This is a genomic window from Cyanobium sp. L1E-Cus (assembly GCF_024345755.1).
In the GTDB taxonomy this organism is placed as follows: Bacteria; Cyanobacteriota; Cyanobacteriia; order PCC-6307; family Cyanobiaceae; genus Cyanobium_A; species Cyanobium_A usitatum.
Genome location: NZ_JAGQBS010000009.1, coordinates 1 through 13,022, shown reverse-complemented (window position 1 = coordinate 13,022; position 13,022 = coordinate 1). Strand labels below are relative to the sequence as shown.

Here is a 13,022-nt window from a genome sequence, read left to right as displayed (position 1 = left end):
CATTCATGCGTTGATTTCCAACAAAAAAGCCGGCCTTGCAGGGCCGGCTCTAAGTGCTCGAGACCAAATTTAGAAAGGGCTAGTTAGCAGCCCTCCCTTTCAATCACTCCGGTGCAGGAGCTTCGCTTTGGGGCACGCCACGCAGGGTGAGGTTGATGCGGCCGCGGTTGTCTATTTCGCGTACGCGCACGGTTACCTGATCACCCACGTTCACCACATCTTCCACCTTCTCCACTCGGGCTTCGGAGAGTTGGGAGATGTGAATCATCCCTTCCTTGCCAGGCAGGATCTCCACGAAGGCACCGATTGGGATGACGCGGGTCACGGCACCGCTGAATACCTCACCTTCGCTGATGCGACGGGTGAGGCCTTCGATGATGCGCTGGGCCTCTTCGGCGGCAGCGCCATCGTGGCTGGCAATCGTGACGATGCCGCCATCTTCGATGTCGATCTTGGTGTTGGTGCGCTCGGTGATGCCCTTGATCGTGCGGCCGCCGGGGCCGATCACGGTGCCGATCAGTTCCGGATCAATGCGGAAGCTGAGCAGCCGTGGGGCGTGGGGCGACATGGTGTCGCGGGGCTTGTCGATCGCCTCGAGCATCTTCTCGAGGATGTGCAGCCTGGCAGGGCGGGCTTGGTTAACGGCTTCAGCCACGGTTTTCATATTTAGACCCGTGATCTTCATGTCCATCTGCAGGGCGGTGATGCCCTTTTCGGTGCCGGCCACCTTGAAGTCCATGTCGCCAAGGAAATCTTCGATGCCTTGGATGTCGGTGAGGATGCGCACCTCCTCGCCCTCCTTGATCAGGCCCATGGCGGCGCCGCTCACTGGTGCCTTCAGGGGCACGCCGGCATCCATCAGGGCGAGGGTGCTGCCGCACACCGAACCCATCGAGGTGGAGCCGTTGGAGCTGAGGCACTCCGACACCACGCGCAGCACGTAGGGGAAGGACTCCTTGTTGGGCAGCACGGGCACAATCGCCCGCTCAGCCAGGGCGCCGTGGCCAATTTCGCGGCGGCCGGGGGAGCGCATCGGCTTGGTTTCGCCGGTGGAGTAGGGGGGGAAGTTGTAGTGGTGGAGGTAGTGCTTCTCGGTGGACGGGTTGAGGTCGTCCATTTCCTGGGAGTCGCTCGGGGTGCCGAGGGTGGCGCAGGAGAGCACCTGGGTGAGCCCGCGCTGGAACAATGCTGAGCCGTGCACCCGCTTGGGCAATACGCCGGCGGCGGCGCTGATCGGCCGCACTTCATCAAGGTTGCGGCCATCGACACGCTTGCCCTCCTGGAGGATCTGGGCACGCATAAGCTTTTTGGTGAGCTCCTTGTAGCTGTTGCCCAGGGCCTTGCCGCTGGAAGCGGAGCGGATCGGGTCGTCTTCGGCTAGGGCGGCGATCTTCTCGCTCACCTCGGCCTTGATGGCGTCGAGCTTCTCGTCGCGTTCGGTTTTGGTTTGGGAGAACTGCTTGAGCACCTCACCTATGCCACCGCCACATTCCTTTTCAAGGAAGTTGGGCAGGGTGGGGTCGATGACTTGGGGTTCGGGGATCACCTGCTCGATGCCGAGCTCCTTGAGCAGGTTTTGTTGGGCCTTGATCAGTTCGCACACCGCTTCGTAGCCGAAGTCGATCGCTTCGATCACGTCTTGCTCGGGCAGCTGGTTGGCACCGGCTTCCACCATCACCACGCCCTGGGGCGTGCCAGCTACCACCAGATCAAGCTCGCTGCGCTCGATTTCACGGAAGCTCGGGTTGAGCACGAAGTCGTCGCCGAGCAGACCCACCCGCACGGTGGCCATGGGGCCATAGAAGGGGATACCGGCCAGCAGGGTTGCCATCGAGGCGCCGGTGACGGCGAGCACATCGGGTGGCACGCGCTCATCGAGGGAGAGGCAGGTGGCCACGATCTGGATGTCGTCGCGCATCCAGCTGGGGAATAGGGGCCGGATCGGCCGATCGATCAGGCGGCAGGTGAGAATCGCCCGCTCAGAGGGACGGCCTTCGCGACGGAAAAAGCTGCCAGGGATGCGCCCAGCAGCGTAGAGACGCTCTTCGTAATCGCAGGTTAGGGGCAGAAAATCGATGCCTGGGCGACCGCCGGAGCGGGTGGCGGTGACCAAAACCGAGGTATCACCACACTCAACCATCACCGAGCCCCCAGCCTGGGGGGCGAAACGACCGGTGGTCAGCCGGATCTCCCGACCATCGAAGGAGATCGACTGAGTTTGTCCTTGCACGTGCGCTTATGTCCTGTTGTTGTCAGGGACCATTCTCGCATTTAGGCCGTTACTACTGGGGCATCCTTCGCTTTTTATCGTGTTTATGGGCTTTCTTGGCCATAAAAAAAGCGCCCGTAGGCGCCTTGGGAATCTTTGGCTGATTACCAGGAAGACTTGACCACTCCAGGCAGCTCACCCTTGTGGGCACGCTCGCGCAGCTGGTTGCGGCACAGACCGAAATCGCGGTAGTAGCCCCGGGGCTTGCCGGTGGCCCAGCAGCGGTTGCGCACGCGGTTGGGAGCGCTGTTGCGGGGCAGCAGCTGGATTTTACGGTGGATTTCCAGACGCTCCATGGGACCTGCAGCGGCGTCGAAGGCTGCCTTGAGGGCAGAGCGCTTGGCGGCAAAACGCTCAACCATCTTCTTGCGCTTGACATCGCGCGCAATCATCGACTTCTTCGCCATGCGGCCTGAACTGCGATCGGATAAGTGCTTTCGATCTTACCTTGCGGCGGTGAGGCTCAGCGCCCAAGCAGCTGCTGCACGACCGGTAGCTGGGAGGTGTCCTTGACGATCAGCACCACGCTCAAGCCCACCAGGAAGACAAAGCCCGACTGCATGAAGGCCATCTGAAAGCGCTCGGGCAGGGGCTTACCCCGCAGGCCCTCGAGCAGCAGAAACACGAACTGACCGCCATCGAGCAGGGGTAGCGGCAGGGCATTGAGCACCGCCAGGTTGATCGAGATCAAGGCGGTGAAGATGAACAGGCTGCTGCCGCCCTGCTTGGCCAGCGACGCCCCCATTTCCACAATTTTTACGGGGCCAGACACCTGGCCGGCGGTCTCGCCGAAGTGGGTGGCGAGGGTCACGAACCCTTCCACGGTGCGGCTGGTGAGAGCGGCGAAGTCGTGGTTGGCCTGGCGGAAGGGCTCCAGGGGCGTGCGGGCGGGACGGAAGGCCTCGGTGCCATTGGGTTGCAGCTGGGCGCCGATGCGGCCAACGCCGCCGAGATCGGCGGGGGTGAGATCTAGGGGCAGGGTTTGGCCGTTGCGCTCGGCTTCGAGGCGCAGGGTTTGCTCGGGGGCGGCCTTGATGCGCTCCACCAAGGCGGCAACGGCGCTTTGGCCGCCGCCAAGATCGCTGCCATTGAGGCTCAATATGCGGTCTCCCGGCTGGAGGCCGGCAGCTGCAGCGGCTAGGCCGGGTTGCACGCCACTCACCAGCACGCCGGGGCTGGCGCTGAAACCGGCGGGTATGCCGAGCACCAGGCCCTGGCCGAGTAGCACCGCATAGGCGAGCACCAAGTTGGCCAACACGCCGGCGGCGATCACCAGGGCCCGCTGGGCTAGGGGCCGGTTGCTCAGCAGGTTGGGGTCGTTTTTGGGGATGGGGCTGTCTTCATCGTCATCGGGAAAGGCCACGAAGCCGCCCAGGGGAATGGCCCTTAGGGCGAATTGCACACCGCGGCGCTGGCGCTCGATCAGCACCGGCCCAAAGCCGATCGAAAAGCTACTGACGCGGATTCCCTGCAAGGTCGCAGCAAAGAAATGCCCTGCCTCGTGCACCACGATCAGCCCCGCCAGGATCGCTAGTGCTGTGAGAACGCCCATCCAGGCCCCGCTATTTATGCGTCCATTGTGCTGGGTTTGCTTGGGGCCAGGGGGGCGGTATGCACTCTTTGGTGCTGAACTAAGTCTTGGCTAAGTCCAGTCGCTGCGGCCGTGTGTTCCCCGCCGAATCCGGCCCGTGGCAGCAGCAGCGCTATTCTTAAGATCCCGCCTCAGCAGTAGTTGTTTTTACCCATATGACTCGCTTCTTGAGTGCCCTGATCTGCGCCACCTTGCTGCAACTTCTCGCCGCAGCAGAGTCCGCCGCAGTAGAGCCGCAGGCAGTCCAAGAAGCAGTGCAAGAAGCAGTGCAAGAAGCCCAAACCGAGGCGCTGGCCACTGAGGCCCAGAACCCGATCTCGAATTTGGTCAGTGTTCCGTTTCAGTACAACCTCACCCCGGGAATTGGGCCCAATGAAGACCAAACCCAGAGCCTGCTGAATATTCAGCCAGTGGTGCCGTTTTCGCTCAGCCCGGATCTCACTTTGGTGACCCGCACGATTCTGCCGGTGCTGAGCCAGCCGACGGCAACGGGCAATCAAAATGGCATCGGCGATCTCAACCCCAGCTTCTTCTTCGTGCCCAAGGGCAGGGGCGCTTGGACCTTTGGTTTGGGTCCCACGCTTGTATTACCAACGGCTAGCGATAGCAGCCTGGGCCGGGGTAAGTGGTCTGCGGGGCCGGCGGCGGTGGCGGTGTACAGCAAGGGCCCCTGGGTGGCTGGGGCGCTGGTGAACAACATCTGGTCGTTTGCGGGCAATAGCGATCGCAGCTCGGTGAGCGCTTTCCTGCTGCAGCCCTTCATTAACTTCAACCTGCCCCATGGCTGGTATCTGGTGACCTCACCGATCATCACCGCCAACTGGCGTGCGACCAGTGGCGACCAGTGGATTCTGCCGGTGGGAGGCGGTGTGGGCCGCTTGTTTCGCATCGGCAAGCAACCGATTAATGCGTCGCTGCAGGCCTACGCCAATGTGGTGAAGCCTGATCTTTTCGGTGATGTGACGATCCGGGCCCAGGTGCAGTTTTTGTTCCCGAAGTAGGTGAGGCGGCTCCGGCTCTGTGCCTAGATACGCGGCCTAGATACGTGCGATTAGCTGAATCTTCAGTCAATCGTGCATGCCTATCTGCCCTGGTCGGCTCGATAAGTATTCCCTGCGCTCGTTATCGAGTACCTGGTATATCAGCCGGTGCTGAATGTTGATGCGCCGTGAGTAGGCGCCGCTCAGATCACCAACAAGGGCTTCTTAGGGCGGTGGCCATGCCTTCAAGGATCGATTCGCGCATCCCTGGGATCGACCCCTGCTGCAGCAAGCGGGTTTGGAGCATGAGGTGCCGGTCACGGGCACTCCTGCCCAAGGGGCGCTCCATCGACTGACGCCAGCTGGTCGGCAAAAGCATCATCACAATGCCTGCAAAAACCGGATTCGAAGCTCCGTATTTTACGCATTAAGATGCCGGTGTTTACCGTATTAGTGAGCCTGAGTGCCTGTCTACAGCCCCCGGATCGTGGATGGTGAACTGCGGGAGCTGTTGGAATCCGCAGGTGCTGTGGTGATCGAAGGGCCTAAGGCCTGCGGCAAGACGATGACGGCCTCGCAGCAATCCGCCTCCCGCGTGCTGCTCGACATCGACCAGGCCGCGCGGCAGGCCCTGGCGGTGGAGCCGAGGCTGGTGCTGGAAGGAGCAAGGCCGCGACTGCTGGATGAGTGGCAGGTGGCACCCGAGCTCTGGAATCAGGTGCGCAGGGCCGTCGATGCCTCTGATCAGCCCGGCCAGTTTCTGCTCACCGGCTCAGCGGTGCCGGCGGAAGATGCCAGCCGCCACACCGGCGCCGGCCGTTTCGGGTTCCTGCGCATGCGGCCAATGAGCTTGTTCGAATCCGGAGTTTCCAACGGCGCCGTGTCGCTGCGTCAGCTGTTTGCTGGCGAGGTGCAGGCCGTGGCGGATCCAGGGCTGAGCGTGCAGGATCTCGGTGCGCTGATTGCCCGCGGTGGCTGGCCGGCGCAGCAGGGCAGGCCCCTGAAAGCGGCGAGCCGGGCCGCCCGCGACTACCTCGAGCAGGTGCGGCAGGTTGACATCAGCCGAGTGGATCGCCGCCGCGATCCAGCCAGGGTGGGGGCACTGTTGCGCGCTCTAGGACGCCATTGCGCCACTGAGGCCAGGCTTTCAACACTGGCCGCCGATGCCGGTGGCGCCGATGGCGCCCTGGATGAGCGCACCGTGACGGATTACCTGCAGGCGTTGGAGCAGCTGATGGTGATCGAAGATCAGCCCGCCTGGGCTCCCCATCTGCGTTCGAGGGCGCGGCTGCGCAAGGCCCCAAAGCGTCATTTCGTCGACCCATCGCTGGCGCTGGCGGCCAGCGGGGCTGCTGCGGAGCGATTGCTCGAGGATTTTGAGTGGTTCGGGCAGTTGTTCGAATCACTGGTGATCCGCGATTTGCGCGTGCTCAGCCAACCCCTGGAAGGAGAGGTATTGCACTACCGCGATGACTACGGGGTGGAGGCGGATGCGATCGTGCAGCTGCGCGATGGGCGCTGGGGCGCCATCGAGATCAAGCTCGGCGAGGGGCAGGTTGACCAGGCCGCCGCCAACCTCAAGCGCTTCTCAGAGCAGATCGACAGCCAACGCTCGGGGGCACCGGCGTTTCTGGCCGTGATCTGCGGCAAGGGGTACGGCTATCGCCGGACCGATGGGGTTGTGGTGGTGCCGGTCGGTGCCCTTGGGCCGTAGCCATCCACCAGACGCTCCATTCCTTCCAGTTGGGTGCTCAGGTGTTGGGCTTGATCCATCACCCCGCTGCGATCGTGTCGCCCCCGAAGTAGGGCACTAGGGCTGCGGGTAGGCGCACGGAGCCATCGGCCTGCTGGCCGGTTTCGAGCAGGGCGGCCATGGTGCGGCCGATGGCGAGGCCGCTGCCGTTGAGGGTGTGGAGCAGGCGGGTGTTTTTGCCATCTTTGAAGCGGATGGCGGAGCGGCGGGACTGGAAGTCGTTGCACACCGAACAGCTGGAGATCTCGCGGTAGGAGCCGGCGCCTGGCAGCCACACTTCGAGGTCGTAGGTGCGGGCGGCGGAGAAGCCCATGTCACCGGTGCAGAGCTCGATCTTGCGGTAGGGCAGCTCGAGGGCTTCCAGCACGGCTTCCGCGTCAGCGGTGATTTGTTGGTGGGCGGCGGCGGAGTGGTCGGGATGGCAAAACCAGTAGAGCTCCACCTTGTTGAACTGGTGCAGGCGGATCAGGCCGCGGGTGTCGCGGCCGTAGCTGCCGGCTTCGCGGCGGAAGCAGGGGGTGTAGGCGGCGTATTTGAGCGGCAGCTGCTCGGCAGGAATCACCTCGTCGCGATGCAGGGAGGTGATTGGTACCTCGGCGGTGGGGGTAAGCCAGAGGTCGTCGTCGGCGCAGCGGAAGCTCTCCTCGGCGAATTTGGGCAGCTGGCCTGAGCCGGTGAGGCTGGCGGAATTCACCAGGATCGGCGGCATCACCTCCTGGTAGCCCTTGGCGGTGTGCAGATCGAGCATGAAGCTGATCAGGGACCGCTCCAGGCGAGCGCCAGCGCCCATCAGGGTGATGAAACGGCTCTGGGCGATGCGCACCGAGCGCTCGGTTTCAAACAGGCCGAGCCGCTCGCCGATCTGCCAGTGCTCCTGCAGGCCGTCTTCTACCCGGGGGCTGCCCCAACGCTTGATCTCGATGTTGTCGGCTTCGCTGCGACCATCAGGCGCCTCGGGCGAGGGCAGGTTGGGCAGGGCCGATAGGGCATCGCGCAGCTGCAGCTCGAGGGCTTTTTCCTGCTCCTCGAGGGCGGCCACCTGCTGCTTGATGGCGTTGCCCTGATCGCGCAGGGCCTGCACTTCGGGGCTGTTTGGGGCAGATCCGCCTTGAATCAACTGCCCCACGGTCTTGCCGATGCGGTTGCCCTCGGCTTGAAAGTTGCTGCGCTGCTCCTCGAGATCCCTCTCCTGGCGAGCGATCTGCTGCAGCGGCGCGAGGTCTAGCGCCATGCCCCGGCGGGCCAGCTGGGTGGTGATCAGCTCAGGGCTGTCGCGCAGGAGGCGCTGGTCGAGCACGGGGCGGGTAGAGGGAAGACTGGCAGCCTAAGGGGCGGGATCAGGCCGTTTTGATCCGGCTCAGCCATTAGGCCTGCCAGCAGCTTGCAGCAGCTGGTGGTGCGGCGCCGGATCCTGCCCTCAGAGCACTACGCAGTTGAGCTGGCGGGGTGGCGGGGCACCAGGTGTTTGCAGAAGTCGTCGATCACCGCCCAGCCTCGCCCCTGTCACCAGTGCCACCGTTGAGCGGATCTGTCCCAGGTCGATGGCCGGCGCGGGCACCGATTAGGTCGGTGTTGTAGTGCAGGAGGCGCTGACGGAGCGCGATGAACCCTTCTCATAGATATAGAAAAACATGAAGCCTTGGCGAGCCCCCATTTTGAGTAGCTCGATGGTGATGTTAGAACCATTGAAAATCTTAATGTCGGCACCATAATCAAGGTTGAACAATGATCCGGCTTTTAGGTTCCAACTCTAAAATTCTTCGTGCCATAAGCGAGTGCAAATGTTCGAGAGGGCCTACCCAGGAAGCCTGGTATGGTGAGGTTAAAATTGATACTGACGCGGGACGAACTTATTGCCACATCGGTGACATTTACGCCAGTGGCGACTTGTTGAGATAGCGAAGCGGCCTGAAAGTTTAGAGATCCATTGCGGAGGATTGGGGGGCCAATTCTTAAGAGATTTCCGCCCGACTGGGCATAAGTAATGCACGCATACTGGAGAAGACCTGAGCTCAGAAATGGGGATCTGATTGAAAAAATCTTGCCCGTAACCGCGGGGCATCTGACGTCGCTTGACGCCAGAATTTCTTCGCCGTCTGATATGTCGCTCTCGATAAAAAACGAGAGTCTACTGCGCAAGTTTTCGCTTGATTGGGCAGCAAGAAGGGACCGCTCGCTGTTGACCTGAGAAGTAAATATTTGAGAGGCTAGTAGAATTATAATCGGAATTAGAGATGCTGCAACCAGCAACTCAACCAAGGTAAGCCCCTCTGAATTTGTATTTTTCTTGAAATGTCCTAGGGCAAATTTAATGAGGTGTTGAGAAGGGGCTAGGTTCATTGGTCTTAGATGCGCGTGTAGTCTGTGCACTCGTCGGACAAGGTTGAGCCGGAACCTCTGCTACCAATTTCTATAACACCAACCAATCCGCTGATGCGAATGCATCTGAGGAGTGAAGACCTACTAATTAAGAATCTAATTTCGGTGATCGGACTCTCGGCGTCGGAGGATATTGTGCCCCTTGGCGTAAAGATAATGGATTGAGCAGTGAAGGAAGCCGACAGACTTGAGCTTCCAAGATTTGGTATGTCGAGTAAAATACTTGAGTTGGGAGCACAGGCGGCAGGAGAAACACTTGCAATCTGCGTGCCATTGCCTTGATTGGCGAATGCACTGGTAAAGTTTACTGTGCATCCACCCTGGTTTGTTTGAAGAGATTTTTGAAGGAGCGCTGATCTCTGTACAAGTTGTAGCCACCCGGCTAATGCAATTTGGGCTGTATTGACTTTTGCTCGATCCGCCTCGCTTACTGAAACATTCACCGCAATAGTAGAGAGGATTCCTAGTATCGCTACGGTAATTAAGATCTCTGCCAGAGAGAAACCAGAACAGGATGAGTTGCGCTTGATGATCATGGACACCACGCAGCCAAGGTTGGCACAAGCGTGTAAGAACGAGAGGCAGTGGCTCCACTGTATGCAACAGTGAGGCGATGACTTGCGGCTTGAGAGGTATTAAATGTACGCGAGATTCCCGAGGGGAGGCTCGCATTCCCGATCAGTGAAACTAACTCTGTCACCAGTGTCCCGTTCTTGCATTTGGCTGTAAATGCAGCGATAGCAGTCTCGCCTGTGTCGAGAGTAGAGCTTGGGAAATAATAGTTTTGCTTTCCTGGAATATAATATGTGTTGGTCGAGGGGTCAGTGGAGCATGGTGATGTTCTGCCGGAATCGGTAGTGCAAGAGCCAGAGCAGCATGTCATCCTAAACGCAACGTCTTTGATTCTTGCGAGGTCTTGATCAACTGCTTCTTCAAGCTGATTAGTGCTTCTCGTTCCAATCAGGGCCGTATTCCCTCCAGTCAGAATTGTTGCAACTCCGGCACCCAAGACTCCAAGGATGACGATAGAGACGAGGACTTCGACGAGAGAAAATCCCCGTGATTCAAGTGACTGATGATCCGGCTTGGAGAACTCAGAATCTTTAAAATAGGCATGATTGGGCAGAGAAAGCATAAGCCCCTAAAAGAAACGAGTAAAGTTAATAGACCTTGCAGCCCAGTCTATTGGCTTGGAGGATGGATTTAAATTGCCTGTATCTTCAAGGACGCTACAAGGAACTGCGGATGATCCGGGCACGCATGTACCAGGATTTGAAGGTGTGGCTAATTTGAGTGTGCTATTTCCGCCAAGTGTAAGTTCATTGGTCCATAGGATACCGCTAAAGTTTGTCGTGCCACCCATGGTTGTGTTTGCGCATGGCGCCCAGACAAACATGGCCGAGCCGGAGTTGCCTCCGAGGCTAAATGCTTGGGAGGATGTGCATGCACTATTGCTGGGCACTGGGATACCCCTAATTTGGAGCCTATTCGTGAGCGAGATGGGGGCTATTGATGCGTTGTTTAGGTGAATTATACTTCCTGTATTATTTCCATTTCCGCGTAGAGTGATGTTTTGATTGTTCTGTTGGAGATAAAGATATACAGGGCTATCTGTCGTGTCTATAGTTAGAATGCGACTGCTGCCATTGAGGTCGATTGATGTGACGATGCAGTGGTAGGCCTCGTCGGATCCTGGAGGGTACGATCCGCGATGACAATTGGTGGTATTCGCAGCATTGCTATTAATCGTTGTTGCGGAGGTAATATTTAATCCAGCGCCGTTTAGAATGGTGCAAGGGGAGGTGGCTCCGCAAAAGCTAGCCCGTGCATCCGAAATGGAGGAAGGGTTGGGGAGCGATATAGGTTTAATCTCATAATCAATATCCCCCTGCGACGTACGGAGATCATTAGTGCGTGCGTCGCACGTTGTACTGGTACTTGTTGATGGGCGAACGCAGGTAATTGAATTCAGCTTTGTTCCGGTCTGGTCTGTAATCAATAATGCACCAGTTCCTCCGCCAAGTAGCCCTCTTCCGCCTCCTATGCCTGTGACGATAGGCAGATCCCCAATCGGAAGATCGCTTTGCCCTGGGCATGAACGAAAATCATTGCCAAGATCGGGAGTGTTGATAATAACTCCTCCAAAAGATCTATTGCAGCACTTTGGCTCAACAATGAATTCTCTGGTGATCCTGCTTGTGGCAACTGGACTTTGGCCAGCCCCATAAACCCTTCCTTCAACAACTAATTCTAAAAATCCGCGTGCATTTGTCTCCGAAATGGCCGGGGAGGTGCCGGTTGAAGCCACAGGATTGCCCGTAACGGTAAACGGAGTTCCTCTGCCGGCAGTCGAGCCTGGCGTGAAAGTTGCGCTAATGAGTACGAATCGTCTTGAAAAGGATCCCCCTCCTGGGAGGGTCACTTCGTTCCCATTGGCGAAACTAGTAGCAGCCTCCGTGGGATATGATGCGCTGGCAATGTCAAAGTCCGGTGAAGGAGCGGTGCAGCGATTTCTTGCTGTTGGCCAGCTTCCCATGGACAAGCCTGTGTATAAGCGTCTGTTTACTGGCCGATTCCATTCGCTAATTATGAATGCCGTTCCGGCCTCGGCTGTTAATCGTGCATCTTTCGCGCGGCCTTGGAAAACAGAGCCTAGGAGACCATCAAAGGAACGTTGCGCAACAACTGCTGTGCCTGCGATAACTGCCAGTGCCACAACAAGGGCAATTGCAACAGTGGCTCCTTCCTCGCTATTGGCTCGATGGCTGAAACAGAGATTATAAAATAAGCTAATTGCGTATTTATGCTTAATTTTTTTTGGGGGGGGGGGTAGTAAGAATCTTGGCATCACTTCGCTTCAACCTTGTTTCTAGCCTAATCGGCTTTGTGTCTTCCGTCTCATCGTTTGACGAATAATCGTCGAACAGCGGTGCTTCTTACAACACCTGCACCACCTCTGACACCTCTGGAATTGCCTCGCGCAGCTTGCGCTCGATGCCCATCTTCAGGGTCATGGTGCTGCTGGGGCAGCTGCCGCAGGCGCCCTGCAGGCGTACTTTCACGATCGGGCCGTCGATTTCCACCACTTCCACGTTGCCGCCGTCGGCCATTAGGTAGGGCCGCAGCTCGTCGAGCGTGCGCTCCACGTTTTCCAGCGTCAGGGCGTGGGGATCTTGGCCGGGGGCTGCTGTGGTGGTTTCGCTGCTCATTTGGGCCAGCCTGTATGGTTCTACAGCTTAGGCTGGCTAGGCCTTCGCCTGGCTTAGTCCAGGTGGAAATGGGCGAATAGGTTTGCAGCAGGGTCCTGCCGTCCGTTGGTGCGCCAGCGAGTTACCAGCTCTTTTAGGCTTTTTTCATAGCGCCTGCGCTTCTGCGCGATCCAGCCCAGATACAGCACCCCTGGGATGATGCCTGGGATCAAAAGCAGCAGGCCGATCCAGATGTCGCGCCTGTGGTAGCCCTTAGCCGGAAACCTACGGCCACTGCTGATCGCCCAGGCAAGCGCCCGGATTTCCTCGGGGAGATTGCGGAAATTACGTTCATTTGATTGGTCGTTGGCATAGGGCGTGATCTCAAGCTTTGCCTTACGGGTCATATCCCGCGCAATCTGACGCCGCATACCGATCACCTCCCTTGCCTTAGCCAGGGAAACTCGCGCAATCAACTGGCCGCTGGCACTCATCAGCGTGAAGCTGGTCGAACTGATGCGTGAATGCTCCAGGGAGCCGTACATGCCATCAGCCAGCTTGCCCTCCTCCCTTGCCACATCCTGGGCTGCGGCAAACAGCAGGTTTAGGCCCTCTTCCCGATCCACTAGCCGGCTATCGTCTCGGCCTAGGGGGTTGGGAAGGTACGGATGATTCATTGATATAGGGCAATCAAAAACTAATTTCAGCAATCTTATAACTTTTCGATTCCACTGCTAGGGAGACTCTGGAAAACGCAGGGCATCCACGCGAGAATAGGTGCGCATACCAAGGCCGGGACTGGGGTGATGGGCGGCAAGCAGCTCGGGTTTGCTGATTACGAGCAAACAACAGCCAAAAAGCG

Annotated in this window: 10 protein-coding genes and 1 pseudogene; 2 read left to right on the top strand and 9 right to left on the bottom strand. The window is 58.8% G+C overall.

Translation table 11 applies throughout. The features are described 5' to 3' along the window. Nucleotides 1–103: 103 nt before the first annotated feature. The 3 genes from KBZ22_RS09540 to rseP form a co-directional block, all read right to left on the bottom strand. Nucleotides 104–2,230, bottom strand: coding sequence for a polyribonucleotide nucleotidyltransferase (locus tag KBZ22_RS09540; protein WP_255021779.1), 2,127 nt, complete (start codon nt 2,228–2,230; stop codon nt 104–106). A gap of 143 nt (nt 2,231–2,373) precedes the next feature. Continuing rightward, complete coding sequence (gene rpsN / locus KBZ22_RS09535) at nt 2,374–2,676, bottom strand: 30S ribosomal protein S14 (RefSeq protein ID WP_254931164.1); 303 nt, start codon at nt 2,674–2,676, stop codon at nt 2,374–2,376. A gap of 56 nt (nt 2,677–2,732) precedes the next feature. Next, entirely contained in the window at nt 2,733–3,821 is a 1,089-nt protein-coding gene (rseP, locus tag KBZ22_RS09530; RefSeq protein ID WP_254931163.1) for an RIP metalloprotease RseP, read from the bottom strand. A 194-nt stretch (nt 3,822–4,015) separates the two neighbouring features. Between rseP and KBZ22_RS09525 the strand changes: the two genes are divergently transcribed. After that, a complete protein-coding gene (locus KBZ22_RS09525) occupies nt 4,016–4,861 on the top strand; it encodes a neuromedin U (RefSeq protein WP_255021778.1) in 846 nt (281 codons plus the stop codon). A 66-nt stretch (nt 4,862–4,927) separates the two neighbouring features. Here the strand turns inward: KBZ22_RS09525 and KBZ22_RS09520 are convergent. Further along, nucleotides 4,928–5,053: pseudogene (locus KBZ22_RS09520) on the bottom strand (hypothetical protein); the annotation flags it as partial. 250 nt (nt 5,054–5,303) lie between these two features. Here KBZ22_RS09520 and KBZ22_RS09515 point away from each other — a divergent pair. Further along, nucleotides 5,304–6,554: an ATP-binding protein gene (locus KBZ22_RS09515; protein WP_255021777.1), complete on the top strand. Its 1,251-nt coding sequence runs from the start codon at nt 5,304–5,306 to the stop codon at nt 6,552–6,554. 58 nt (nt 6,555–6,612) lie between these two features. On the opposite strand, the gene serS is transcribed toward KBZ22_RS09515, so the two are convergent. The 5 genes from serS to KBZ22_RS09495 all read right to left on the bottom strand — a co-directional run bounded on the left by serS (nt 6,613) and on the right by KBZ22_RS09495 (nt 12,705). After that, the gene (serS, locus tag KBZ22_RS09510; protein WP_255021776.1) at nt 6,613–7,890 is read right to left on the bottom strand and encodes a serine--tRNA ligase; all 1,278 of its coding nucleotides are present in this window, start codon (nt 7,888–7,890) and stop codon (nt 6,613–6,615) included. A gap of 1,048 nt (nt 7,891–8,938) precedes the next feature. Then, complete coding sequence (locus tag KBZ22_RS09505; RefSeq protein ID WP_255021775.1) at nt 8,939–9,508, bottom strand: type IV pilin protein; 570 nt, start codon at nt 9,506–9,508, stop codon at nt 8,939–8,941. Continuing rightward, nucleotides 9,505–10,107, bottom strand: coding sequence for a type II secretion system protein (locus KBZ22_RS14415; protein WP_396111910.1), 603 nt, complete (start codon nt 10,105–10,107; stop codon nt 9,505–9,507). The genes KBZ22_RS09505 and KBZ22_RS14415 overlap by 4 nt, the downstream gene beginning before the upstream one ends. Nucleotides 10,108–11,908: 1,801 nt before the next feature. Further along, the gene (locus tag KBZ22_RS09500) at nt 11,909–12,181 is read right to left on the bottom strand and encodes a NifU family protein (RefSeq protein WP_106502191.1); all 273 of its coding nucleotides are present in this window, start codon (nt 12,179–12,181) and stop codon (nt 11,909–11,911) included. Nucleotides 12,182–12,234: 53 nt separating this feature from the next. Further along, nucleotides 12,235–12,705: a hypothetical protein gene (locus KBZ22_RS09495; RefSeq protein WP_255021774.1), complete on the bottom strand. Its 471-nt coding sequence runs from the start codon at nt 12,703–12,705 to the stop codon at nt 12,235–12,237. Between the last annotated feature and the right edge of the window lie 317 nt (nt 12,706–13,022).